Origin of the sequence: Peribacillus asahii (genome assembly GCF_003570725.1) — a bacterium.
Lineage (GTDB): Bacteria > Bacillota > Bacilli > Bacillales > DSM-1321 > Peribacillus > Peribacillus asahii.
On the sequence record NZ_QWVS01000018.1, the window covers coordinates 156,916 to 179,167 of the forward strand.

General features: G+C 37.3%; 23 protein-coding genes and 1 riboswitch. Of the genes, 13 read left to right on the top strand and 10 right to left on the bottom strand.

All coding sequences use genetic code 11. The annotated features are described in order from the left end of the window. Position 1 precedes the first annotated feature (1 nt). From D1953_RS11610 to D1953_RS11630, 5 genes are all read left to right on the top strand, one after another. Positions 2-1,294, top strand: coding sequence for a molybdopterin molybdotransferase MoeA (locus D1953_RS11610; RefSeq protein ID WP_119117345.1), 1,293 nt, complete (start codon positions 2-4; stop codon positions 1,292-1,294). Beyond that, positions 1,255-1,788: a molybdopterin-guanine dinucleotide biosynthesis protein B gene (gene mobB, locus D1953_RS11615; protein ID WP_119117346.1), complete on the top strand. Its 534-nt coding sequence runs from the start codon at positions 1,255-1,257 to the stop codon at positions 1,786-1,788. Before D1953_RS11610 ends, mobB begins: the two co-directional genes overlap by 40 nt. Beyond that, on the top strand, positions 1,769-2,239 hold the full coding sequence (locus D1953_RS11620) for a molybdenum cofactor biosynthesis protein MoaE (RefSeq protein WP_119117347.1): 471 nt from the start codon (positions 1,769-1,771) through the stop codon (positions 2,237-2,239). The genes mobB and D1953_RS11620 overlap by 20 nt, the downstream gene beginning before the upstream one ends. Continuing rightward, the gene (gene moaD / locus D1953_RS11625; RefSeq protein ID WP_119117348.1) at positions 2,236-2,469 is read left to right on the top strand and encodes a molybdopterin converting factor subunit 1; all 234 of its coding nucleotides are present in this window, start codon (positions 2,236-2,238) and stop codon (positions 2,467-2,469) included. Before D1953_RS11620 ends, moaD begins: the two co-directional genes overlap by 4 nt. 203 nt (positions 2,470-2,672) lie before the next feature. Next, the gene (locus D1953_RS11630; RefSeq protein ID WP_119117349.1) at positions 2,673-3,293 is read left to right on the top strand and encodes a hypothetical protein; all 621 of its coding nucleotides are present in this window, start codon (positions 2,673-2,675) and stop codon (positions 3,291-3,293) included. Positions 3,294-3,592: 299 nt separating this feature from the next. Here the strand turns inward: D1953_RS11630 and D1953_RS11635 are convergent, their stop codons facing one another. From D1953_RS11635 to D1953_RS11665, 7 genes are all read right to left on the bottom strand, one after another. Continuing rightward, entirely contained in the window at positions 3,593-4,435 is an 843-nt protein-coding gene (locus D1953_RS11635; RefSeq protein ID WP_119117350.1) for a sulfurtransferase, read from the bottom strand. A gap of 36 nt (positions 4,436-4,471) precedes the next feature. Further along, positions 4,472-5,596: a histidine kinase N-terminal domain-containing protein gene (locus D1953_RS11640; protein ID WP_119117351.1), complete on the bottom strand. Its 1,125-nt coding sequence runs from the start codon at positions 5,594-5,596 to the stop codon at positions 4,472-4,474. A gap of 212 nt (positions 5,597-5,808) precedes the next feature. Further along, positions 5,809-6,930, bottom strand: a complete 1,122-nt coding sequence (locus tag D1953_RS11645) for an ABC transporter ATP-binding protein (protein ID WP_119117352.1) — start codon at positions 6,928-6,930, stop codon at positions 5,809-5,811. A 28-nt stretch (positions 6,931-6,958) separates the two neighbouring features. Next, positions 6,959-7,615, bottom strand: coding sequence for a molybdate ABC transporter permease subunit (modB, locus tag D1953_RS11650; protein WP_119117353.1), 657 nt, complete (start codon positions 7,613-7,615; stop codon positions 6,959-6,961). Positions 7,616-7,620: 5 nt separating this feature from the next. Then, entirely contained in the window at positions 7,621-8,430 is an 810-nt protein-coding gene (gene modA, locus D1953_RS11655) for a molybdate ABC transporter substrate-binding protein (protein ID WP_119117354.1), read from the bottom strand. 147 nt (positions 8,431-8,577) lie between these two features. Next, the gene (locus tag D1953_RS11660; RefSeq protein WP_119117355.1) at positions 8,578-9,231 is read right to left on the bottom strand and encodes a molybdenum cofactor guanylyltransferase; all 654 of its coding nucleotides are present in this window, start codon (positions 9,229-9,231) and stop codon (positions 8,578-8,580) included. Continuing rightward, on the bottom strand, positions 9,228-9,722 hold the full coding sequence (locus D1953_RS11665) for a MogA/MoaB family molybdenum cofactor biosynthesis protein (protein WP_119117356.1): 495 nt from the start codon (positions 9,720-9,722) through the stop codon (positions 9,228-9,230). Before D1953_RS11665 ends, D1953_RS11660 begins: the two co-directional genes overlap by 4 nt. A gap of 230 nt (positions 9,723-9,952) precedes the next feature. Here D1953_RS11665 and D1953_RS11670 point away from each other — a divergent pair, with 230 nt between their 5' ends. From D1953_RS11670 to D1953_RS11685, 4 genes are all read left to right on the top strand, one after another. Next, entirely contained in the window at positions 9,953-10,624 is a 672-nt protein-coding gene (locus D1953_RS11670) for a GntR family transcriptional regulator (protein WP_119117357.1), read from the top strand. 15 nt (positions 10,625-10,639) lie between these two features. Then, complete coding sequence (gene lhgO, locus D1953_RS11675) at positions 10,640-11,851, top strand: L-2-hydroxyglutarate oxidase (RefSeq protein ID WP_119117358.1); 1,212 nt, start codon at positions 10,640-10,642, stop codon at positions 11,849-11,851. Between the two features lie 380 nt (positions 11,852-12,231). Then, on the top strand, positions 12,232-13,014 hold the full coding sequence (locus tag D1953_RS11680; protein WP_119117359.1) for a dioxygenase family protein: 783 nt from the start codon (positions 12,232-12,234) through the stop codon (positions 13,012-13,014). A 329-nt stretch (positions 13,015-13,343) separates the two neighbouring features. Then, positions 13,344-13,664: an AMP-binding enzyme gene (locus D1953_RS11685; RefSeq protein WP_245980060.1), complete on the top strand. Its 321-nt coding sequence runs from the start codon at positions 13,344-13,346 to the stop codon at positions 13,662-13,664. Positions 13,665-13,837: 173 nt separating this feature from the next. On the opposite strand, the gene D1953_RS21255 is transcribed toward D1953_RS11685, so the two are convergent. Beyond that, positions 13,838-13,996: a hypothetical protein gene (locus tag D1953_RS21255; RefSeq protein ID WP_182480584.1), complete on the bottom strand. Its 159-nt coding sequence runs from the start codon at positions 13,994-13,996 to the stop codon at positions 13,838-13,840. Between the two features lie 138 nt (positions 13,997-14,134). On the opposite strand from D1953_RS21255, the gene D1953_RS11690 reads away from it, so the two are divergent. Beyond that, a complete protein-coding gene (locus D1953_RS11690) occupies positions 14,135-15,130 on the top strand; it encodes an LLM class flavin-dependent oxidoreductase (RefSeq protein WP_119117361.1) in 996 nt (331 codons plus the stop codon). 55 nt (positions 15,131-15,185) lie between these two features. On the opposite strand, the gene D1953_RS11695 is transcribed toward D1953_RS11690, so the two are convergent. After that, positions 15,186-17,006 (bottom strand): FUSC family protein, encoded by a 1,821-nt coding sequence (locus tag D1953_RS11695; protein WP_245980063.1) that lies wholly within the window; start codon positions 17,004-17,006, stop codon positions 15,186-15,188. A gap of 385 nt (positions 17,007-17,391) precedes the next feature. Here D1953_RS11695 and D1953_RS11700 point away from each other — a divergent pair, with 385 nt between their 5' ends. Further along, on the top strand, positions 17,392-17,943 hold the full coding sequence (locus D1953_RS11700) for an HXXEE domain-containing protein (RefSeq protein ID WP_119117363.1): 552 nt from the start codon (positions 17,392-17,394) through the stop codon (positions 17,941-17,943). Positions 17,944-18,332: 389 nt separating this feature from the next. Continuing rightward, a riboswitch (ZMP/ZTP riboswitch) is annotated at positions 18,333-18,411 on the top strand. Positions 18,412-18,604: 193 nt separating this feature from the next. Next, positions 18,605-19,804: a phosphoglycerate dehydrogenase gene (locus tag D1953_RS11710; protein WP_119117365.1), complete on the top strand. Its 1,200-nt coding sequence runs from the start codon at positions 18,605-18,607 to the stop codon at positions 19,802-19,804. A 136-nt stretch (positions 19,805-19,940) separates the two neighbouring features. Here the strand turns inward: D1953_RS11710 and D1953_RS11715 are convergent, their stop codons facing one another. After that, on the bottom strand, positions 19,941-20,678 hold the full coding sequence (locus D1953_RS11715) for a YqcI/YcgG family protein (protein WP_119117395.1): 738 nt from the start codon (positions 20,676-20,678) through the stop codon (positions 19,941-19,943). A 343-nt stretch (positions 20,679-21,021) separates the two neighbouring features. Here D1953_RS11715 and D1953_RS11720 point away from each other — a divergent pair, with 343 nt between their 5' ends. Continuing rightward, positions 21,022-22,209, top strand: coding sequence for an MFS transporter (locus D1953_RS11720; RefSeq protein WP_119117366.1), 1,188 nt, complete (start codon positions 21,022-21,024; stop codon positions 22,207-22,209). The last annotated feature ends 43 nt before the right edge of the window (positions 22,210-22,252 follow it).

Genomic DNA, 22,252 nt, shown 5'->3' on the forward strand with positions numbered 1-22,252 from the left:
TATGGTAGAGAAACGAACCCCTATTTCAGTAGAAAATTGTGTTCGCAAAGTGATGGAATTTGCCCAAAGGGGAGTAATAGAAACAATAGCCATTGAACAGGCTTACGGCCGTTTTTTGGCACAAGATTTAAAAGCTGATCATGATGTACCTTCCTTTGATCGATCACCGTATGATGGATTTGCTATTAGAGCAGAAGATACAAAATCTGCTTCTTCCAATCATCCTTTATCATTAAAAGTAGTAGGGGAAATTGGTGCGGGTTCTGTCTTTGATGGAACTGTTCAAGCGTTTGAAGCTGTTCGAATTATGACGGGAGCGCAAATTCCTGAAGGATGCAATGCTGTTGTCATGCTGGAATTAACGCGGGAATATACAGACAATAATCAAAAGTTCATTGAAATTAAACGCTCTTATAAAAAGGGTGATAATATCTCCTTTCAAGGTGAGGATACACAAAAGGGCACGATATTAGTGAAAAAAGGTACATATATCAATCCTGGAGTTTCAGCATTACTTGCAACTTTTGGATACAAAGAGGTACCTGTTGCTAAAAAGCCAGTCGTTGGAGTAATTGCAACTGGAAGTGAACTTCTTGAAGTAGAAGAACCACTTGAACCTGGGAAAATCCGCAATAGTAATGCATATATGATTTTGGCTCAAATTGAAAGAGCAGGTGGAGAGGTTAAGTATTTTGGTAAGCTAAGCGATGATTTGGATCAATGTTTTCTAGCTGTTAAGCAAGCCTTATCAGAAGTAGACCTATTAATTACAACGGGCGGTGTTTCCGTAGGGGATTATGATTATTTACCAGCGATTTATGAGAAATTAGGCGCGTCGGTTCTGTTTAATAAAGTGGCCATGAGACCTGGAAGTGTCACAACGGTTGCAGAGCTGAATGGCAAGCTTCTGTTTGGATTGTCTGGGAATCCCTCCGCTTGTTATGTGGGCTTTGAATTATTTGTGCGACCTATTATTCGTACCTATTTATTTAGTGAACAACCACATCTAAAAAGAGAGAGTGCCTGGTTAGGAGAGGATTTTACAAAACCGAATCCGTTTACTCGTTTTATTAGAGGACACATTTCTTTTGAGGAAGGTAAGATGATTGCTTCTCCTTCTGGTTTCAATGCATCCAGTGCAGTTTCTTCTTTAGCGGAAGCGGACGTTTTCATTATGCTTCCTGGAGGGACCAGGGGCTATAAACAAGGAATGATGGTGGATGTCCTTTTAGTAGAAGATGTTCAAGGAAGTGAGTGGCCTTGGGAAAATATTGTCCCATCTTACAGGTCGTAGGGTATCAAAATAGCGGTAAGACGACATTGATGGAAAAATTAATTAGCAGAGCGGCACAAGTCGGATTAAGAGCAGCATCCATCAAGCATCATGGGCATGGCGGGGCCCCCTCTTATGAATCACCGTCTAAAGATAGTCTCCGTCATTATGAGGCAGGGGCTATCGTAGCTGGTGTAGAAGGAGACGGTATTTTACAGCTGCGTGCTAAGATGGATGATTTGAGTCTGGAGGACATGCTTCGATTTTATCAGTTTTTTTCGATAGATGTCCTATTCATTGAAGGGTATAAAAAAGAAAGTTATCCGAAAGTAGTCTTGCTTCGAGATGAACAGGATCTTTCTATACTGGATTCTTTAACGAATGTACAGTGTATCATTAGCCGTGTGCAGGTAAATCAAAAACTAGTTCAGAACTATAAAGTGTTTCAATTAAACGAAGATCACTTATATATAGATTTCTTAATGGAAGTGGTGAATAAGGATGGAGTTATTTGAAATTACGCATAGTCCTATTTCGGTAGAAGCATTAATTAATAAGGTTTCCCGAAGAGAGGCCGGTGCGATTACGACTTTTATTGGGACGGTTAGAGAATTTACAAAAGGGAAAAAGACGTTATCTCTTGAATATCAAGCGTATGAACCAATGGCTGTTAAAATGCTTAGTCAAATTGGAGATGAAATTCAGCAAAAATGGCCAGATGCCTTAACAGCTATTACTCATCGTGTAGGTAAATTAGATATAACAGAAGTTGCTGTAGTTATTGCGGTCTCCTCCCCGCATCGAAAAACGGCATATGAAGCAAATGAATATGCCATTGAACGGATTAAACAAATTGTCCCTATTTGGAAAAAAGAGTTTTGGGAAGATGGAACGAAGTGGATAGGAGATCAGCTAGAGACGGTTGAATATCCTGAAGGAAAACCAAGTAAGGGGGAATCGATGTGATCACGGTTTTATTTTTTGCAGGAATACGTGAAGAAGTTGGAATGGACCAGCTGCAAGTAGAGAAACAAGATATTACCGTTTCACAATTAAAAGAGTATCTTCAAACGGAATATCAGCTTTCTTCGCTTCAGCAAGTGATGGTGGCTGTTAATGAAAGCTTCGTGACAGAGGATGAAACGCTAAAGGATCGAGATACGGTTGCATTCATTCCTCCAGTCAGTGGTGGGTAAGGAATGTTAGAAAAATAGGGTTTAAGGGAATCGAGGGTGATCGTGAGCTTTTCGATTCCTTTTTTATAGGGCTTGTTTTGATTCACATATCCTATCTAAAGTCTGTGTTTCTAAAATTATCATAATTATTCTTTAATTATGATAGACTAGTATCAATGGCTTTACATTGCCGAGGTGATGTACATAACGAGGAGGAGTTCATTTTGGAAATTACTATTACTCGTGCTTTATCAGAATTAAAACTGTTAGATAAAAGAATTCAACGTACCATTCATGATGCAACGTTTGGCGGCTATATTGTTGGGAAGAAAGTGATGACTGGATTCAACAGTGTCGAGGAGATTGAAAAACGGGCTAAAGCGGATTATCAGTCTGTTCAAGATTTAATTAAAAGACGAAATAAGATTAAGTCGGCAATTGTTGTATCGAATGCAACAACGACTGTTGAAGTTGCTGGCGTAACGATGACGGTGGCAGAGGTCATTGAACGGAAAACATCGATTGAGTATGAGAAAACGTTATTAGCGAAATTGAAAAGTACATATACGAACCTAGTTGATTATGTTGATGAAGTAAATGAAGAGGTTAAACATCGCTTGGATCGTCAACTCGAGGCGCTTTACGGAAAAGACGGGAAGGCGAAAGCGATGGAAAATGAAGAAATTACAAAAGCGTTTAAAGCAGATAATGAAGCAAAATTGATAGATTCTCTTGACCTAAAAAGTAAAATTGAACAATTAACAAAAAGAATCGAAGACTTTGAAACAGAGTGTGATTTTGTTCTTTCTGAAAGTAACACAATCACAAAAATTCATGTAGAATAAAAAGAAAATACTGTTAGTTAGTCGAAAACTGATAAAACTTAAACACGCACGGGCGGCTATGGCGTAACAGCCGCCATCTTTTATCATGAGATGATATTAAATAGTTGATACTAGATGAATAAAAGTTCAACAATCAAAACTCAAGATATAAAGCTCAGAAATTAAAGTTCTTATGCGTTCAAGTTTCAGCTCTCATATTTTAACGTTCGATAAAATCTAGGGTCAAGGCTTGAGTGATTGTTTATTGACTCCATCGGTTGCCGCCTAGCTGACTAGCTAACAAGTATTTCTATCATAGTTTATTCTTCTCCCAAAGCGATTTCATTTTCAGGATAGCTAATCCAGTCGCTCCAGCTACCAGCATACAGTTTTACATTTTGATAGCCAGCTTCATGTAATGCCAAGATATTAGGACAGGCAGAAACGCCAGAACCGCAATACACGATAATTTCTTTTTCTTTTGGTACAGAAGAAAAGTGCTTCTGTAAATCATTCTTTGTCTTCCATTCTCCGGATTCAGTAATGGCCTCTTTCCAGAAATAGTTGATGGCACCAGGAATATGCCCCGCTCTTTTATCTATCGGTTCTTCTTCCCCAAGGTATCTCGTTCTTTCTCGTGAGTCGATTAAGAGAACATTTTCATGGTGAAGTCTGTTTTTCACATCTTCCATATACATGATTTCATCTGAAAGCAAAGCGGGATGGAAGGTCCTTTTCTCATATTGTGGAATGTCTGTTGTTTGATCCAATCCAGCTTGCACCCATTTAGAGTAACCTCCATTTAAGATATATGTATTTGTATGCCCTAAATAACGCAATTGCCACCATAAACGCGCGGCAAACATCCCATCTTGATCATCATAAATAATTACATAAGTGGATTGATCAATTCCTATCTCTCCTAATTTATTACATAGTTCATCTATATTGGGTAATGGGTGTCTTCCGCCATGTTGGCCTACTACGCTAGATAAATCCTGATCTAAATCCAAGTAAACGGCGCCTGGAATATGCCCATTTAGATAAGATTTTCTGCCTGCAGTTGGATCACCTAAACTAAATCGGACATCCACGATTACAAACTGAAGGACCTTTTGCTCCATTAGATCTTTTAACCAATCTACACTTTTTAGATAAGACATGATTTTCACTCCTTTGGACAGTTAGTCTATAAACACTCAATTATTTGGGAAATGTATATTGAATGTTGTTAAATTATCGTTAGATACACAACTCATATAACCACCATAACATTCTACGATCTTCTTACAAACGTACAAGCCGATACCTGTTCCTAATTCTTTCGTTGTGAAAAAAGGCTCGAAAATTGATTCGATGTATTCACTTGCAATGGCAGGTCCGTTGTTTGATATGCTGATTATCTGTTCATCTGACTCAGTGAAAGAAAGTACTTTCAAAGTCCTAGGCTGATCTTTATGCTTTAATGCATCAATGGAATTTATAAAAAGGTTTAGTAATACTTGTTTTAGCGCATCTCTGCTCGCTATTATAAAAAAGTCAGGGGGGATTTCTATATCTACATTTATGCTTTCATCGACTATACTTGCATAAGTTAGTTGTTGAATTTCATCAAATAGGTCCCGGATGGAAAATTTTTCCCTTTTTCCCTCATTAAAATCAGCTTTGGAAGTGTGAAGGAATTGCGTTATCCTGAAATTCAGCTGATTTAGTTCATAATCCATGATATCTAGATATTTCAGATGGGGATTTTCCTTTTTCAAGAGTTTATTAAAGCCCATAACTGCGGTTAGGGGGTTTCTGAATTCGTGAACAAAACTGGATGATATTTGTCCTAGTACTGCCAACTTATCTCTGTGATTTTCACTTATGAAAGTGTTCTTTTCTTCTATCACTTTATTTTTTAGATGTGTATATCTCGTCACGGCATGGAAGCTAAATGTATCGAATAGATTGATGATGTCATTGATTATCAGTTGTATATCATTTAAGGGGATATTTGCTCCAAAAACATTCCTGACAATGATATTTCTTCCTAAGTTAATATTGTATATAAAATCACCAATATTAATATTTGCTTCAATACGTTCATTTGCAACCTCATAAGCCAATTGCTTCAGCTCGTCGTCGGACAAAGAGCCTTTAATGGCATTCAGGATGAATGAATACAACATAATTCCGTTTTCTTTTATCTTTTCTTTGTAGAGGTCATTTTCATCCATTATTTTGGTCTCATACCATTCATTTAAAAACAAAGATTGTTGCTCTACCATATATTTTAAAAATATTTTTTTATACCTCATTTGTTCCGTTGCTGATTCCATTTTATTGATAACCTCTTCCTGCTGAGATATTTCAGGTTCTTATATTAATAAAATTATACGCCAAAATGCTTCAATTTCATCTGCTTATGTCATTATATTATACAGCAGGCGCACTAAAATCCGTAATTATAGAATTTGATTAGAAATAAATGGAACAAAATGGTCGGTTTATGGAAGGCGAAATAATAGAGCAGCTGTAGTCGTATACAGAATTAAGGAGAGAAGGGGTCATGATTGAAACGAATTCTTAATTCTGTATGACAATCAAAGAAATGGGCTTTATCCATATCAAATACGAGATCACACATTTGTCCAGAGGAAATGCTTATATGTGAATGGACGCGAGCTGTAAAATTTTGCCCTTCAATCTGGAAATAGATAATCGTTTCAGCGCCTGTGAATTCAGAGACTTCCGCTTTGGTACGGATTGCAGTCCCTTTTGCAGCGTTGGTAAACGTAGATTCATGATGAACATCTTCCGGTCTAATACCAAGAATAATCTCTTTTCCAACATACCCTTGGTCACGCAGCATGTTCATTTTGTGTTCTGGGACCGTTATCTGTATACTGCCGATTGTAAATTTGTTTTCTGCTAGCTTTCCATTTAAGAAATTCATGGCTGGTGAACCGATAAAACCGCCTACAAACACATTTTCAGGCTTTTCGTAGACGTCTTTTGGAACTCCGACCTGCTGAATCCTGCCATCTTTCATCACAACAAGGCGAGTAGCCATTGTCATCGCTTCCGTCTGATCATGCGTGACATAAATGGTAGTTGTCTGTAAACGCTGATGGAGTTTAATAATTTCTGTACGCATTTGTACACGGAGCTTTGCATCAAGGTTTGATAAAGGTTCATCCATCAAGAACACCTTTGCGTCACGGACAATCGCACGTCCTAAAGCTACACGCTGACGCTGACCTCCGGATAAAGCCTTAGGTTTACGATTTAGACAGGATTGAATTCCGAGTATGGCAGCTACTTCGTTTACCCGACGATTGATTTCGTTTTTAGGAAGTTTACGAAGCTTCAGACCAAACGCTATATTGTCATATACAGACATATGCGGATATAATGCATAGTTTTGGAAAACCATTGCTATATCACGATCTTTAGATGGCACGTGATTTACTTTTTTTTCATCGATATAAAAATCGCCTTGCGATAGTTCTTCCAGGCCGGCGATCATACGAAGAGTTGTTGATTTTCCGCAACCTGAAGGGCCGACAAAAACGATGAACTCCTTATCTTTCACATGCAGATTAAAATTTTCTACAGCTGTTACGGTCTGATCATACATTTTATAAACATTGACTAATTTTAATTCAGCCATCAGAGGCGACATCTCCTATATTTTCTGATTAAGGTTTCATTAAGCGTACGCAGATTAACATAAAAAATGAAATCACAATCATACTTGTAACCCATAACCAAGCCATTCCCATATTCCCTGAGTCAATAGCGATATAAATCGCTGTAGAAGTTGTTTGTGTTTGGCCAGGCAGATTTCCGGCAAACATTAAAGTGGCCCCGAATTCCCCTAACGCTCGTGCAAAACTTAAGATTGCACCCGAAATAATCGATTTAAGTGCAAGCGGAATAGAAATAAAAAGAAATATTTTATATTCATTTGCTCCATCGACACGAGCTGCATTTTCAATATCCTGATCAATTGCTTCAAAGCCTGCCTTAGCCGATTGATACATAAGTGGAAAGGATACAACAACAGCGGCAATGACGGCAGCCCACCATGTAAACATAACCGGTTGTTTAAAAATCCACTCAATCAATTGTCCGACTGGACTATTCCTTCCAAATAGTACAATTAATAAAAAGCCCACAACAGTAGGAGGTAAGACTAAAGGTAAAAGGAAAATCGTTTCAACGATGGCTTTCCCTTTGAATGCAGCCTTAGCCATTACGCTTCCACATATTACTCCTAAAATGACAACTATTACACTAGATACAGACGCTACCTCAAGGGAGAGTCTGACTGGTGACCAAAAATCTGAAGTCATTTTAGTTACTGTAGACCTTTAAATCCATATTTTTTAAATGTTGTGATAGATTGTTCATTTTGGAGATATTCATAGAAAAGTTGGGCTTCTTTTGGATGGGAACTATTCTTAATCACACCGACTGGATAAATAATAGGTGCGTGAGTATTTTCTTTAGCCGTTGCAACAATTTCAACTTTTGGAGAAATTAAGGCATCCGTTTTATAGACGATTCCTGCGTCCACATTGTTTGTTTCGATATATGTAAGCACTTGGCGAACATCTTTGGCATATACGATTTTCTTTTCAACAGCTGTCCAGATTTTTAAATGTTCTAATGTTTTTTTAGCATATTTCCCTGCTGGTACAGTTTCAGGTGTACCGATAGAAATTTTCTCAGCTTTGGTGAGATCTTCAAATGCCTTAATTACTTTATCTGAATCCTTTGGAACGACCAACACAATTTCATTTCCAACAAGGTCGACTCCTTTATCCTTTTCTATTAGCCCTTCTTCTACTAACATATCGAATTTGTCCTCAGCAGCAGAGAAGAAAATATCGACCGGTGCTCCTTGAGAAATTTGTTGTTGAAGAGACCCGGAAGCTCCGAAATTATAGGTAATGTGTACATTAGGATGTTCCTTCTCAAAAGTCGCTGTTATCTCAGTTAAAGCATCTTGCAAACTTGCGGCGGCTGAAATCGTTAATTCTACTTTTTTATCGGAGGTTTCTTGTTGCTGTTCATCTGATTTTTTACTTTGTTCATTTGTTGAACAGCCGGACGCGATTAGCAATAACAGCAGAACGGAGAAAAATAAAAGATTGAATTTTTTCATGGCTCCTCTTCCTTTCCGAATTAGTTATAACTAATTATAACTAGTTATAACTAAAACTAGAATATATTCTTAAACAGGTTCCATTGAGCAAGGGGCTAACTTCAAGGCTTATAAGCTTTGAAGTTAGCCCCTTGCTTTATGTGGAAATCATTTTTTATAAAAGATCTCTGTTCTTTGTGTAAGAGATTGCTCATTATGTGCTTCCTTGGTCTGTTGAGAAGCTTGTTTATAGGTAAGCCAATCTTCGCGATGATTAATATTAATAAACACTGAATCCTCATTAGAGAAGGGGATCGTTTGTACACGAATTTGGTCTAAAAATAAGCGGATTTTTCTTTCGTTTCGATCTACTAATTGTTTCATCGTAACGAGGCTTCGGCGATGGTATAAAGCCAACAGCGGATGGATTTGATCAGCTTGAACAGGGACAATGGCGTCATACTCACTATCCTTAGTTAAACGAATCATATATTCAACAAAAGCAGAATGTACAAAAGGAATATCACATGATAGGACAAAAAACCAGTCAGCATCAGCTATGCTGGATAAGGCTTGATACATAGCGAATAATGGACCTTGATAAGCATTTGTATCATGTTCAATAATAAACTCCACATCATTTCGTTTGAAAGAAGGAAATAAATCATCATTAGTGACAATAACAATAGGAGAAAGAGAATGGGCCTTGAGTGCATCGACACTATGTTCATAAAAGCATTTGCCCTTATAGGTTTCAAACATTTTTGGTTTACCGTAACGTGAGGACTTACCCCCAGCTAAAATGACACCTGCTATTTTCATTGTCGGTTTAATTCCTCCACGAAATGTTGACATGTCGGTAAAATTAACTTGTTCATGGCGAGCCTCACTGCATTTGTGGAACCAGGAAGAGCATAAATGGCTTTCCCATCGAGACTTCCAGCTACGGCTCTGCTGAACATCGATTTAGGACCGATTTCTATGTAACTTAAAGAGCGAAACAGTTCTCCAAACCCTTGCATTTCTTTATCAAGAAGATTAGAAACAGCTTCATATGTAACATCGCGAGGCGTAAAGCCTGTTCCTCCAGTAATAATAATCATCTGAATCAGTGGATTTTTACACCAGTCTTGAATGGTAGAAGTAATCAATGACAATTCATCTTTTACAATTTGATAGTCATGTACAGTGTGCTGTTGTTCTGTTAAAAGGTTAGAAATTTCTTTTCCGCTTGTATCATTCTCTTTTGTCCTTGTATCACTGACCGTTAATACGGCTGAACAAACAGAGGTGGATGGATTATGACGATGCATTGTTTTTGCACTCTCCTTTATAAGGAAGATAGAAAGTTTTGTATCAATATAGTAACACAGTACGGTGTAACTTGTTAATGAACCTACCAATAGATAGGCAAGAGGGAGAGCATTAATGTTTGATTTTTTCAATAGGTTGTATCCAATTTTTGTGTGTTTTTAAGGTTTACGCGATGTAATAAACATGATAATATGTAAATTGTATCCAATTTAATGCGAGGTGGATTTCTTTGCTAGAAAGTAAAAAGAAAGATAAGTCCACAGTTGTTAATGAAGTGACCAAAAAGCTGAGACAGGCTATTTTAGTAGGAGAACTGAAAGAAGGAGATCGGCTTATTCAGGAAGAGTGGGCAGAGCGGTTAAATGTCAGCCGGATGCCGATTCGAGAAGCGTTAACGCGGTTACAAATGGAAGGACTTGTTGAAATGGTTCCGCATAAAGGAGCAGTCGTCACGCCTATTACACGGGATCATATTGAAGAAATCTATGATACTCGTGCTATGCTAGAGGGCTTAGCCATTGAGAAGTCATTGCCATTTTTAACTGAACAGGATAAAAATGACTTGGAAGAGATTCTATTGCAAATGGAAGGAATTGAACTATGCGATGAAACGAATGAGCAGTACATTCAATTGAATGCATTGTTTCATGAGACGCTTAGGAAAGGGTGTCCGTGGTTACGGGTTCATAAAATGGTTGAAACGCTTGGCATTTCACCGATTGCACCTAATCTATTAATCGATTATCACAAAGAAACGCAACGTGAACATCGATTGATTTACGAAGCTGTACGACGCGGAGACCCAAAAGAGCTACGGGCTGCAGTGGAGTATCATATTTTACGAACGAAAAATAATTTAATTGAATATATGGAGAGGTTGAATAGTACAAAGCCAGAATAAATGGGGGTATTGACTATGTATGATTTTGCAATTGTAGGTGGCGGTATTGTTGGTTTATCAACAGGAATGGCTATTTATGAGAGGTTTCCAAATTCGAAGGTGATTGTTATTGAGAAGGAATCAGCTGTAGCAGAACATCAAACAGGTCATAACAGTGGTGTCATTCACTCTGGGATCTATTATCAACCAGGAAGTTTTAAAGCAAGGTTCGCGAGACAGGGAAGTCAATCTATGACGAAATTTTGCCAGACTCATGGAATTCAACATGATATTTGTGGGAAAGTGATTGTTGCGACAAAAGAGGAGGAATTACCCCTGCTTGATAATTTATATAAACGTGGTCTGGAAAATAAATTAAACATTCAAAAAATTTCTATCGATGAATTAAAAGAAATTGAACCACATGTAAATGGACTGAGTGCGATTCGTGTGCCTCAGGCAGGTATTGTGAATTATCGACAAGTCAGCGAAAAATTTGCTGATATTATTCGTGAACAAGGGGGAGAGATTCAACTTAATACAAAAGTAGAAAAAATCCATGAGGAATCGGACAATGTAACGATTGAAACGAGCCGCGGTACATTTAAAGCGCGGATGGTGGTCAATTGCGCTGGCCTCCATAGTGATCGCGTGGCAGCGGCAGCTGGCTACAAAACAGATATGAAAATTGTACCGTTTCGTGGAGAATATTATAAATTAAAGCCAGAAAAACGATATCTTGTCAAAAATTTAATTTATCCTGTACCCAACCCTAAATTTCCGTTTCTGGGTGTGCATTTTACAAGGATGATTAGTGGAGAAGTAGACGCTGGACCCAATGCAGTGCTTAGTTTTAAACGTGAAGGCTATAAAAAAACAGATTTTAATGCGAGAGATTTAGCTGAGGTACTTCGCTACGGCGGGTTCTGGAAGTTAGCCAGTAAGTTCATGAAGGAAGGGATGGATGAATATGTTCGCTCCTTTAGTAAAAAGCAATTTACAAAGAGCTTACAAGAATTGATTCCTGAAATTCAAGAAGAGGATTTAATCCCAGCACCCGCGGGTGTCCGTGCCCAGGCTTTAAGGGATGATGGAAATATGGTAGACGACTTCCATATTATTGTGGGGAAACGTACGATTCACGTATGTAACGCGCCATCACCTGCTGCGACAGCTTCAATTGAAATTGGAAAAGAAGTGGTCAGTCGTATTCCAAATCAGTCTCATTTACTTCAAGCTATTTTATAAATCTAATAATTGTGTACAATTCCCCATTGAATCCATCCCAATTACTAACCGATTGGATGGATTTTTTTATTGGTTATGTTTTTGAAAGTGCATTCCGTTATCTTGTTTTATTTGTTAATTAGCTAACTTTTTTAAATTAAGTTTAAAATGAATAGTATTATAATGAGACAATACTATAATAGAAAAAATATAATAAAGGAATGATAAAGTCATGCAAAAACCAATGATGTATGAACTTCGTAAGTCCATGAGTATTTTAAACAGTTAGGTGCGAATGTAGCTTTTCATACTTACCCGGAAGGTCATACTGTATCTCAGCAAAATTATCAAGACTTTATGCAATGGTTACATCATGAATTAGGAAATAAGGAGGAATAAATATGTTCCCATCTTTTTTTATCGCTCACGGGGCACCGTTATTAGCGATTGAGGATAATGAGTATACACAATTTGTACAGCAACTAGGCCGTACATTACCGAGACCGAAAGCTGTTGTTTTATTTTCAGCGCATTGGGAGGCTTTGGTGCAAAGGGTAAGCCAAGTAGACGAATATGAAACAATCTATGATTTCGGTGGTTTTCCTGAAGCGTTATATCGTATTCAATATCCTGCAAAAGGAAACGACCAGCTTTCAGAGGAAATTAAAGAACTGCTTACGGATCATGGTATATCCTATGAAGTAGAAACAAGCCGTGGATTAGATCATGGGGCTTGGGTTGTCCTTAGAATGCTTTACCCAGATGCTGATATACCGGTCATTTCTATGTCTGTTAATCCACATCTTTCACCAGAGGAGCAATATAAAGTTGGTCACTCTCTGTCTGCATTGAGAGAAAAAGATATTTTAATTATTGGGAGTGGAGGTACCGTACATAATTTAGGAATGGTGAATATGGCGGGAGAAAATCAAATTGATCAATGGGCTCTCGATTTCGACAAGTGGCTGGAAGAGCATTTGAATAATTGGGATGTTGAGTCTCTTTTTCAGTATCACTCGTTAGCCCCATCAGCAAAGTTGGCCGTACCGTTGTATGGCAGTGAACACTTTATTCCGCTTTTTTATGCGATGGGGGCAGCCCATAATCAACAAAAAGCTACATTACTTCATCGAAGCTATCGTTATGGAAATTTGAGTCATAGTGTATGGCAGTTTGGCGAGTGATTGAAGAGAATGTTATATAAAATGAAACTTCCATCAGTGAGGGGCGTACTGCCCGTTAAGTATGGGATAAACTTTGGACGGACTGTCGAGTTTCTCGACAGTCTTTTTAAGTTATTTGTCTCTTTAATATACAGAACAAGTCATTCTAATCTTCCCTCCTGGTTATTATAAATAAATACATAAAATGCAAAAATTGACTGTAAATCATTTGTGACTTAAAATGGTGTAAAGGTCATGTTTTTTGAATTTTCAGTTTAATCTTAAGTTTATTTAAAAAATATAAGCGCTCTATTTAGTGAAGGTGAAACTATATGAAGGAGGAAAAAGACATGATTAAACGTTCTGGACAAAATGTTTCTGCAAACGAGGTGGAAAGTGTTATTGAAGAACATCCAAGTGTATATGAAGCTGCAGTAATTGGTATTCCTGATAAGATTCGTGATGAAGGGATGAAAGCCTATGTTGTTTTGCGGAAGAATCACGAATTATTAAAAGAAGAGCTTATGCACTACTGCCGCTTACGATTGGCTAAATTCAAAGTTCCAGATGTTATTGAAATTATTGATGAACTTCCTCGCACTTCATTCGGAGCAGTTGAAAAGTATGCTCTACAACAAATGCATGCAGAAGAATATAGAGAACTTTTTTAAAGGGAAGTAAGACTAAGGATGAGGGAGCAATGCGGCCGCAGTTGTTATTAAAATTGGAGCTGCTAATTATAATCACACAACTACTAATTCAATTCGAAAAATGTTTAAAAAGCTTGAGTAAAGTTTCCTCAAGCTTTTTTGATTTAGGATGTTCCTTACCAAAATAGAATGAGTTATTCTTCATTCACGCGGTTTTTAAAAGCTTCTTCCGGAATAATATTTTCAATTGGTTTACCAGGTTCAATATGATTTTTTCCTTCGACTACACTATTTTTAGGGAAGTTCCCAGGGTGTCCTTTTTCTTTATGATTATAATGCTTGCCTCGACTCATATTATTTCTCTCCTTTCTATGCTTCCTTCCTAGTTTTTCTCGAAAAGCTTTTTTCATGCATGTCTAAGCGAATCAAGAGACAGCCTAGCCCAAATACTATAGTATAGTCTTACCTGACAATGAAGGAAGGAATGTAGTGTGAAGCTTAGTATTCTTGATCAATCTCCAATTTCTGAAGGACTTTCTGCGAAGGAAGCTTTACAGCAATCGATTCAATTAGCCAAAGCAGGTGAAGCATTTGGTTACACTCGTTATTGGTTGACAGAGCATCATGATTTAGGCGGACTCGCGAGCTCTGCACCAGAGATTTTGTTAGGAGTGATTGGTGCTCATACGGAAAAAATAAAGCTTGGCAGCGGAGCGCTTTTGCTGCCTTACTATAAACCCTATAAAGTGGCAGAAACATTTAATACATTAGCTACGCTTTTTCCGAATCGAATAGACCTTGGAATTGGACGAGCGCCTGGAGGAGCAGCAGAAGCATCAATGGCGCTAACAAATAACTTTCTTGAAAACGTATGGAAAATGCCGGAGCTAGTTGCTGAATTAATCCAATTTCTTCATGATGATTTTCCTGACTCACATGCATTTTCCAACGTAAAACCAGCGCCAGTTCCAGATGTCCCGCCTGAAATATGGATGCTTGGAACGAGTAAAAAAAGTGCCCTGCTTGCAGCTGAAAATGGGGTAGCTTATGCGTTTGGAGAATTTATGAGTGAAGCGGATGGTCAAGCGAGTATGAAAAGCTATAGAGAGAATTTTAAAAAGTCGCGTATGTCGGCCTCCCCGAAAACATTGCTCACAGTGACAGCTATTTGTGCGGAAACAGAAGAGAGAGCAAGGGAGCTAGCTTTAAGTTCGTCTATTTGGAAAATTCGGAGCGCCAAAGGAAAAGGAGCATATATTCCATCTGTTGAAGAAGCAAAGAGAGAAATATTATCTTCCGAAGAAAAACAAGTTAAAAAGCAAATGGAACAAAAAATGTTAATCGGCACTCCAGAACAATTACAGGAAAGGTTTCAAGCTCTGCAAAAAGAATATGAAACAGATGAAATAATGATTACTACGACGACACATCGTTTTGAAGACAAAATTAATTCCTATCGGTTATTAGCTGAAGCGATTTTATTTTAAATCTAATGAACTAGAATGTTGTAAAAAGAGCAGCCCACACTTGGTTCTGCTCTTTTTATACGGGAACTTTTTCATTGATTTGAAGTGATTTTTGCAAGGTTATGATCTCTTGTTGTATGCTTGGAAAACCTTCTATTTCAGGAACCTTTTTTATAGAAGGTGCCTGTTGTCGATCAGTAGCATTAGCCATCGTTTCAAAAACATAAAGAAATTGGGCCAGTGTTTCATCCGCAAGAATAGGACGCTTGTCCATTCTTGAACCATTTTCTAGTAAATATCCTAATTGCTCGATGGAGAATATGACTGGCCAATAATATTCCAATGCTTTTTTATTGACTGGAATTTCTCCAGCGGCTGTATTGTATAATGTTTTTAAGTTAATTAAATTCGTTCGCATTTTCATTCGTTCTCTGCTTTTTCTAGCATTGAAGCCAATGCCTTGATCTGAGAAAAGAATGAATAAAAATTGCGCCTGGCTCCGGATTGTTTTCGTTATTAAATGGGGGAGACGGCTAGAAGCAGAACGTCTACCAATCAATAATACTCCAATAAGACCAATCACACTTCCGATTAAAATATCAATTAATCTGGCTGAGGCAAAATAAGAAAAGCTAAAGCTGTTTTGACTCGTGCTTTCAGCCATTAGCAAAGCATTTGGTGTAAAGAATGATGCGGCAAGGCCATAATTTTTTACAATAAATAGCTCTGTAATAAATGTTAACAGCAGGATAAATAAAGCGATGACGAATCCAGTAGGGTGAGTTGCAAGAATTAAACTGGCAATTAGAATACCTAGAATTGTTCCCAATCCTCTTTGAATTGCACGATGATAGGTAGCGACAATTGTAGAACCGGACATAACAGCTACACAGGATAACGGCACCCAATAGGGTCGTGTAAATTCAAACTGATAAGCTATAAGAGCGGCAATAATGGTAACAACACTGAACCGAACAGCCGTAATAAAAACAATAGAGTTTTTATCAAGAGCACCGAAAAAAATGGTCTTGAATGACGGTTTGTGCATGCGAATGACTTGATTAATTTTAGATGTCGGCTCATTGAAGGTAGCATCCGCATCAAATATTTTTGTGAATAATAGGGCCACCTTTTCATCCAATTCTTCAGGCTGAAGAATTTTTTTGAAAGCCTCTTTCCTCTTATTTTTCTTCTTATCCAGCGAATTGGCAATTTCACGGACGATTTCGCCTAATTCTGACGGCATTTTGAACTTATTTTCTGAAAAATTTTCAAGTATGTACAAAAACATCGTATTTGCATGACCATTTAATATATACAATCGATTAAATAGATCCGTATTTTTCCAAGGAATATACCCTGCTACAAGTGTTTCTTCTGCTTCCTTTAAAACGGACATAACCCGATGTCTGGCCTCATTAAAAGTATCTGTACCAACTGAATCGAGAAGTGCTGCCAGTTCTCCATATACTCTTTTTACTACACTTGTTTCCGGCCCATGGGGGTCAAAGAACCAACCTATTATGGCAATCAGCCATGATAGGGACCCACCGAGAAAAACAAGACCAGCACGTAACGGAGCAAGCTCCGGATTAACGGGCATACCGGTTGTCATAGCAAAAACTAAAACGAAAAAGATGGCAGAGGGGCCGATAATTCTTAAAGCTCCAAAAATAAAAATAGCTGTTGCTCCAATAACTCCCATTAAAATGGCTGTTGCAAATGGATAAGGAGCGGCCAGAGTTCCTAGTGCAGAAGACAAAGTTATGCCAAGTACAACAAAAAATAGCTTTTTAGCTCTTTGTGCATAGGGAATATTAAATACGTATAGATAAGTAAATCCCCCCATTCCAGCTAACAATCCATATTCTAAATTTCCAAATAATAATCCAATCATAACGGGAAGGGATGCCGCTAATCCTGCACAAAAGGCCTTTACCCATGGAAATGGTTTCTTATTAACGATTAAGGCTTGTTTTATGAGGGAGGGGGATTTGGTAGAGACAGATTTAGGTATTTCGCTCGTACTAATCGCTCCTTTTTTTGGGGATTTTACATATAATTATAGGTGTGTTCTTGAGAATAAATGGATACAGTCATCCTTATATTCTCTTTCTAATTGAAATGCTATTCACCCAATTAACCTAGCTTTAATATTTGATTAAACACTACAATTAAGAGTCGGGAACATCTAACTTGGTTGCTATGTCCTTTTGCAGCAACTTGCAGAACGGCTTGAAGACAAGTGAAAAAACAACATTATGAATTAGGAGAGAGGGCTTATGTTGGATTGGCTAAATAGTAATATAAGTATAGGTACTTTAATTTGGTTGTTTCCCATCAGCTTTTTAATTCATGATTTTGAAGAGATTATTTTTGTTGATTCTTGGTTTAAAAAATATTATGCGAAATTTTTGCCTCGTGTCCCAAATAGAATGAAGAGCACATTTCAAGACTTAGCTAGGACTACCTCAGCAAGATTTTCAATCCCTGTATTTTTCCAGTTTATCATGTATGTCGTTGCTTCTTTTATTGCTGTAGAGCAACAGATCTATGGACCATTGATAGGGTTTAACCTTATTCTGTTTCTCCACGTGTTTATGCATATAGGTCAATCATTGTATTTACAGGTTTATGCATTAGGCGTCGGCAGTGCCATATGTATTACTTTGCCTTATTCCATCTATTTATTTTATAGATTCTTAAATGAAAGGATAATCAATTTATATGATTTAGCAATAAGTGCTCCATTTGGAATATTAACTGTAATTGCTCTGTTAGGAGGGCATAAACTAGCCCATAAAATTTTACCTGATAAAAATATAGATGCTTAATTAAGAAAGTTTATTAACAGTTCTTTTTTAGGTTGTATTGCATTCATTAAGAAGTATCTTATCGTACAAAGCTCGAAAGGCTTGTGGATTCCCGTTCTGAATTTACTCACTCCTTTCTGTTATCTCTCAATTAATCTGTCACTTTATATACCTTTATGCGAATAAAAAAGTTTTTAAAAGATATGCGGGCATTTATTGAATTTTAATGTCATTTTCCTGTAGTTAGTGAAGTTGTTTTTATTGGAATGATTTTCTAGTAAAATAAAAAGTTAATTCAAGCTAGATATTTAGAACAACTCATTCATAGGCTAACCTTTAAAAAATTTCATATGGAAACATTTTTAAGGTTGAAAATTAATAAACAATTCGATAGAATAAAGGCAAATGAAAAGGCTATGTGTGACTGGCGAAACGCGGATAACCGCGAGGGAGCACATAGTGTCGTAGCCGTTCGCCTGGGCAGAGGTAAGGAAAGTGTAGTAGTGTTCCTTACCTCTTTCTGTTTACTAGGGGGGATAGTCAATATTGATTGTAAATTTCTTATTTTAGTAAACAAAAAATTTTCAAAAAATTTAATTGATAGTAAGTCACATGCTTAAAATTTTGTTAATATTAGAGTAGGAATTTGAAAACTATCAAACACGAAAAGGGAGACGACAGAATGAGCACAGTAATTTTAGATAAAGTGAACACAATCAAGACATTAAATAATATTGCAGAAGCTGGGTTAAATGTATTCAATACAGACAACTATAAGCTTGATGATAATAATGAAAATCCTGATGCTGTTGTTGTTCGTAGTTTTAACATGCACACAATGGAATTCGGAGATAATTTAAAGGCTATCGCACGAGCTGGAGCTGGTGTTAATAATATTCCGGTTGAAAAATGCACAGAGCAAGGAATCGTTGTTTTTAATACTCCAGGTGCAAATGCTAACGCTGTAAAAGAAATCGTATTAACTTCATTAATGGCTTCATCTCGTAACCTTTTTGATGGTGTAACTTGGACAAAAACATTAGCAGGTGAAGGAGAACAAGTTCCGAAACTTGTAGAAGCAGGAAAGAAACAATTCGTAGGTAAAGAAATTAAAGGGAAAACTTTAGGGGTAATTGGTCTAGGTGCAATCGGTGCACTTGTAGCAAATGATGCTCTTAATTTAGGTATGGATGTAATCGGGTTTGATCCATTCATCTCTGTTGATACTGCTTGGAACTTATCTCGCAATGTGCAACGTGCTATGACGATTGAACAACTGTTTGCTAATTCTGATTATATCACTGTACATGTTCCTTTAACTGATGACACAAGAGGAATGTTTAACAAAGCAACATTCAGTATCATGAAGCCAGGCGTTCATATTTTGAACTTCTCACGCGGTGAGCTTGTGAATGAAGTGGATATGGAAGTGGCACTTGAAAGCGAAAAAGTTGGCAAGTATATTACGGACTTCCCAAATGAAACTGTATTGAAAATGAAAAATACAATTTCAATTCCACATCTTGGTGCTTCTACAGCAGAATCAGAAGAAAACTGTGCGATTATGGCAGCTCGCCAAGTGAAGGAATTTTTAGAAACAGGAAATATTAAAAACTCAGTGAATTTCCCAAATGCTTCTCTTCCTTATACTGGAAAACGACGTGTGGCAGCTTTCCATAAAAACGTTCCAAACATGGTTGGGCAAATCACATCAGCTCTATCAAGTGATAACTTGAACATTGCTGACATGGTTAACAGAAGCCGTGGAGAGTACGCTTATACAATGATTGACATTGACAATGAAGTTAATGGTGATATCATTCCTAGCCTGCAAGAAAAAATTGGCCAAATTGAAGGTATCGTTACAGTTCGAGTAATTTAATATACGAGAAACTATAAATGAATGAAAGAGTCAGTAACAAACAGTCCCCCTGTCGGAAAGTACAGGGGGACTGTTTGTTATTGATATTAGAAGTTGAAAGAGAAGATAAAAAACTTCTTACTCGACTTGTTATACCTTAGTCACGCAGCTTTAAGAATTTTAGAAAACTGTGATAAGGACACTTTGACAACGATGTATCATCATCTCTTAAAAAGTATTGTTTCCACTCATAGTTATCTTCTTGGCCATAGCTTTTTAGATGAGGATGAATGGGGGCGGAGTCATAATGTTTTAATCTATTTCGTATCTTCTTTTTTATCCGTTCAGCATAGGAATGAGATTTATTAAATTCTTGCAATACCCACCTAGGTGTAATAGCGAGCATCATGAAATCAAATTGCCTGCTTTTTCGATTCTTATGAGCAGGGGTTGCACAATACATAAAATAGGGTTCTCCGTGATAACAAAACTCCCAAATAGGATTATGTGGATCGGTTGGCATAGCCTCTGGCCAATCTATATAATCAATTTCGCTTAACCCGCTTAGTTGTTGCCAAAATATCTGTTCATATTGTTCAACTTGGTACGTTTCCTTCATATCTTGCGGTGTCTCATAAAATACAATGAGAGAAGTATAACTGCCTAATTGTCTCGAAACTTCAGTAAAATCATTTAATAATTCAGCAAGCTCGTATAATGTTGTGTCTTCCCTCGGATCTCCTATAAACCCATAACGTAGTTGGTTTAAAGAAAAACCTATTGTAGCTGGTATGCAAGGAAACGGTTTCTGTTTATCGGTCATTTTTATTTCGAATAGTTCTAAGGCTGTTCTTTCCCAGTGATTAAGTTGGCTTCTAAGAGAGGGAGTGTCCATATATAAACCGTTGATAAGAATCACCTCGCAATCACTTCTACAATGTATTCAAAGTAGGGGGAATTGGGAGGGTGTCCTAGTGAAATTGGGCATTTAATCAATAGTTCATAATAATTATGGGGATACTTCGTGTGTGTAGATTTTTGAGGAATTTTTGAAGATATACAGGTTATGAGGACGAGTGTGGAGATCTTGAACTACTCGCTACTTAAATGTCTAATAAAAATTTGAGGGGGAATTCTTCACGTCTAAAATGATAAAATTTATCCTGAAAAGTCGCCATTTCCTTCAATTTTCGTGTATAGTTATCTGAGTAATTATGTATGGAAAAGAGATGAATAGGTTGCAATCTTCAAAATTATGGACGAAAGATTTTGTATTATTTATTGGTTCCAACTTCTTTGTTGGCCTAGCGTTTTATACGCTGATGACTACCGTGACGCTTTATACGATTCAACAATTTAGTGCTTCTCAAAGTCAAGGTGGTCTTGCTTCAAGTATTTTTATTATCGGGGCACTACTCGCACGCTTAGTTGCCGGTAAATTGGTTGAAAAAGTGGGCCGTAAAAAGATGATGTATAGTAGCTTATTGTTATTCTTCCTTGCGATGCTTTTGTATTTCTTGGTTGATAATTTGGCATTTTTATTTGCTGTTCGTTTTATCCACGGTGTCGGCTTCGGCTTTGCGAATACCGCAATGACAACGACGGTAATGGATGCTATTCCAACTGGTCGCCGTGGAGAAGGAACTGGCTATTACTCACTCAGTGCAACGGCTTCAACAGCAATTGGCCCATTTGTTGGTATTTATTTAATGAATCATGCAGATTTTAATGCGATTTTATATTGTTGTACGTTCTGTGCTGCGGTGGCAGTTGTTTTTGCCCTACTTGCGAAAGTAAAGGAAGCGGATTTAACACCGGAAGAACGTAAAAGTATTAAACTTGGTTTTAACGTTTCAGACTTTTTCGAGAAGAAAGCCATTCCGATTGCCGTTATTACGGTATTTATGGGCATTGCCTATTCAAGTATTATGGCGTTCATTAACTTATACGCATATGAAATTGAATTAGTTGATGCGGCAAGTTATTTCTTTTTAATTTATGCAATTTTCTTATTCATAACGCGTCCAGTGGCAGGGAAATTACTTGATCAAAAGGGCGATAACTTTATTATGTACCCATGTATTGTATTATTCTTTGTCAGTTTGTTTGTAGTGAGCTATGCGCATAGCAGTTTTGTATTATTACTTGCAAGTGCTTTGCTTGCATTTGGTTTTGGTACGTATATGTCTAGCGCTCAAGCTATTGCAGCGAAAGTTGCTCCTCCTAAAAACATTGGACTTGCGATTTCGACCTTTTATATAGGGCTTGATTTTGGAATTGGTATCGGTCCGTTTTTTCTAGGCTTTATTATTCCTTTAGTAGGGTTCCGTATGCTGTATACATTATTAGGAGTTCTTGTCCTAATCTTACTGGGTGCCTACTTCGTGCTCCATGGGAGTAAAGTAAAACAATTATATAGTAACTAAATAAAAAGAGGTGAACTATAAAGTGGTTCACCTCTTCAGTATG

Bases quoted from the DNA above. Each gene is read 5' to 3' on its own strand.
- D1953_RS11610 (WP_119117345.1), top strand. From the start codon at position 2: ATGGTAGAGAAACGAACCCCTATTTCAGTAGAAAATTGTGTTCGCAAA.
- D1953_RS11635 (WP_119117350.1), bottom strand. From the start codon at position 4,435: ATGTCTTATCTAAAAAGTGTAGATTGGTTAAAAGATCTAATGGAGCAA.
- D1953_RS11640 (WP_119117351.1), bottom strand. From the start codon at position 5,596: ATGGAATCAGCAACGGAACAAATGAGGTATAAAAAAATATTTTTAAAA.
- D1953_RS11645 (WP_119117352.1), bottom strand. From the start codon at position 6,930: ATGGCTGAATTAAAATTAGTCAATGTTTATAAAATGTATGATCAGACC.
- modB (WP_119117353.1), bottom strand. From the start codon at position 7,615: ATGACTTCAGATTTTTGGTCACCAGTCAGACTCTCCCTTGAGGTAGCG.
- modA (WP_119117354.1), bottom strand. From the start codon at position 8,430: ATGAAAAAATTCAATCTTTTATTTTTCTCCGTTCTGCTGTTATTGCTA.
- D1953_RS11660 (WP_119117355.1), bottom strand. From the start codon at position 9,231: ATGAAAATAGCAGGTGTCATTTTAGCTGGGGGTAAGTCCTCACGTTAC.
- D1953_RS11665 (WP_119117356.1), bottom strand. From the start codon at position 9,722: ATGCATCGTCATAATCCATCCACCTCTGTTTGTTCAGCCGTATTAACG.
- lhgO (WP_119117358.1), top strand. From the start codon at position 10,640: ATGTATGATTTTGCAATTGTAGGTGGCGGTATTGTTGGTTTATCAACA.
- D1953_RS11680 (WP_119117359.1), top strand. From the start codon at position 12,232: ATGTTCCCATCTTTTTTTATCGCTCACGGGGCACCGTTATTAGCGATT.
- D1953_RS11685 (WP_245980060.1), top strand. From the start codon at position 13,344: ATGATTAAACGTTCTGGACAAAATGTTTCTGCAAACGAGGTGGAAAGT.
- D1953_RS21255 (WP_182480584.1), bottom strand. From the start codon at position 13,996: ATGAGTCGAGGCAAGCATTATAATCATAAAGAAAAAGGACACCCTGGG.
- D1953_RS11695 (WP_245980063.1), bottom strand. From the start codon at position 17,006: ATGATTGGATTATTATTTGGAAATTTAGAATATGGATTGTTAGCTGGA.
- D1953_RS11700 (WP_119117363.1), top strand. From the start codon at position 17,392: ATGTTGGATTGGCTAAATAGTAATATAAGTATAGGTACTTTAATTTGG.
- D1953_RS11710 (WP_119117365.1), top strand. From the start codon at position 18,605: ATGAGCACAGTAATTTTAGATAAAGTGAACACAATCAAGACATTAAAT.
- D1953_RS11715 (WP_119117395.1), bottom strand. From the start codon at position 20,678: ATGGACACTCCCTCTCTTAGAAGCCAACTTAATCACTGGGAAAGAACA.